Origin of the sequence: Zobellella denitrificans, from assembly GCF_002237365.1 — a bacterium.
GTDB classification, from domain to species: domain Bacteria; phylum Pseudomonadota; class Gammaproteobacteria; order Enterobacterales; family Aeromonadaceae; genus Oceanimonas; species Oceanimonas denitrificans.
The window spans coordinates 1-1887 of sequence record NZ_NMUO01000173.1; the positions used below are offsets into that span (position 1 = coordinate 1).

At 70.4% G+C, this 1887-nt stretch carries 2 protein-coding genes; both read left to right on the forward strand.

Annotation, left to right across the window (positions count from 1 at the left end):
• Nucleotides 1-1229 (forward strand): aldehyde dehydrogenase family protein (locus CGX12_RS19105; protein WP_094041449.1); only part of this gene is annotated, 1229 nt, incomplete at its 5' end.
• A 37-nt stretch (nt 1230-1266) separates the two neighbouring features.
• Entirely contained in the window at nt 1267-1860 is a 594-nt protein-coding gene (locus CGX12_RS19110; RefSeq protein ID WP_368073562.1) for a thiamine pyrophosphate-binding protein, read from the forward strand.
• Nucleotides 1861-1887 lie beyond the last annotated feature (27 nt).

Here is a 1887-nt window from a genome sequence, read left to right on the forward strand (position 1 = left end):
GCGAACAGCTGGCCGCCCTGCAGACCCGGGATAACGGCAAGCCGCTGGCGGAAACCCGGGCCCTGGTGGCCAGCGCCGCCGGCACCGCCCGTTACTTCGCCGCCGCCTGCGAGACCCTGGACGAACAGCTCAATACCCCGCGCGCCCCGGATTTCATGACCCTGAGCGTGCATGAACCGATCGGCGTGGTGGCCGCCATCACCCCCTGGAACTCGCCCATCGCCAGCGAGATGCAGAAGATCGCCCCGGCCCTGGCCGGCGGCAACGCCGTGCTGCTCAAGCCCGCCGACGCCACCCCGCTGGCGGCGCTGGAGCTGGCCAAGCTGTTCGAGGAGGCCGGCCTGCCCAAGGGGCTGCTCAGCATACTGCCCGGGCGCGGCTCGGTGGTGGGCGAGGCCCTGGCCCGCCACCCCCTGGTGCGCAAGATCTCCTTCACCGGCGGCACCAACACCGGCCGCCGCCTGGCCCACGTGGCGGCGGACAAGCTGATCCCCACCTCGCTGGAGCTGGGCGGCAAGTCGCCCACCCTGGTGCTGGAAGACGCGGATCTCGAGCTGGCCGCCAAGGGCGTGGTCTACGGCATCTTCAGCTCCGCCGGCCAGGCCTGCATCGCCGGCTCCCGGCTGTTCGTGCACAGCAGCCTCTACGAGCGCTTCCTCACCCGGCTGCTGGGCCTGACCCGGGAGCTGCGGGTCGGCCATCCGGAGCGGCCCGGCATTCACATGGGGCCGCTCATCAACGAGGCCCACCTCCAGTCGGTGGCCGACTACGTGGCCCTGGCCAGGGCCGAGGGCGGCCGGGTGCTGTGCGGCGGCGAACGGCTGACCGTGGGCGAGCTGGCCGGAGGCTGCTTCTATCCGCCCACCATCATCGCCGGCCTGGCCAACAGCGCCCGGGTATGCCAGGAGGAAATCTTCGGCCCGGTGCTGGTGGTGATGAGCTTCGACGACGAAGACCAACTGGTGGCCGAGGCCAACGACAGCGTGTTCGGCCTGGCCGCCGGCATCTGGAGCGAGGACTTCCGCCGGGCCTGGCGCCTGGCGCGCCGGCTCGAGACCGGCACCGTCTGGATCAATACCTACAAGAAATTTTCGGTTTCCGCCCCCTTCGGCGGTTTCAAGGAAAGCGGCCTCGGCCGGGAAAAAGGCCGCCAGGGCGTGCTCGCCTACATGCAGCAGAAGAGCATCTACGTGGGCCTGAGTGACCAACCCAACCCCTGGTGCTGCTAAGCCCGGGCTAACGACTGAACAGAACAAGGACAGCATCATGAGCAACAGAGTCAATGTGGGCGAAGCCATCGCCCGGGTACTGGAAGCCCACGGCGTGAACAGCGTCTACGGGGTCATCTCCATCCACAACCTGCCCATCGCCGACGCCATCGGCCGGCGCGAGCGGATCCGTTTCGTGGCCGCCCGGGGCGAAGCCGGCGCCGTGACCATGGCCGACGCCCACGGCCGCTTCTCCGGCCTGGGCGTGGCCATCACCAGCACCGGCGCCGGCGCCGGCAACGCGGTGGGCGCCCTGCTGGAGGCGCTGAACGCCGCCAGCCCGCTGATCCATCTCACCGGCCAGGTGGAGCGGGAATACCTGGACCGGGACGCCAGCTTTATCCACGAAACCCGGGACCAGCTGACCTTCCTCAAGGCCAGCAGCAAGGCGGCCTTCCGCATCACCAGCCCGGAGCAGGCGGTGGGCGTGCTGCGCGAGGCGATCCGCGTGGCCACCACGGTGCCCATGGGGCCGGTGAGCGTGGAGCTGCCCATCGACGTGCAGGCGGCGGAGATCAGCCTGCCCGCCGAGCTGGGTCCGGTGCGCCCCCTGGCTGTGACCGCGCCGCCGCGCCCGTGGGCCGCCGCCTAGTCCCCACTCACGCTTGCCCCGAACGGA

Excerpts from the sequence above, each read along its gene's own strand:
- CGX12_RS19110 (WP_368073562.1), top strand. The coding sequence starts at position 1,267 with ATGAGCAACAGAGTCAATGTGGGCGAAGCCATCGCCCGGGTACTGGAA.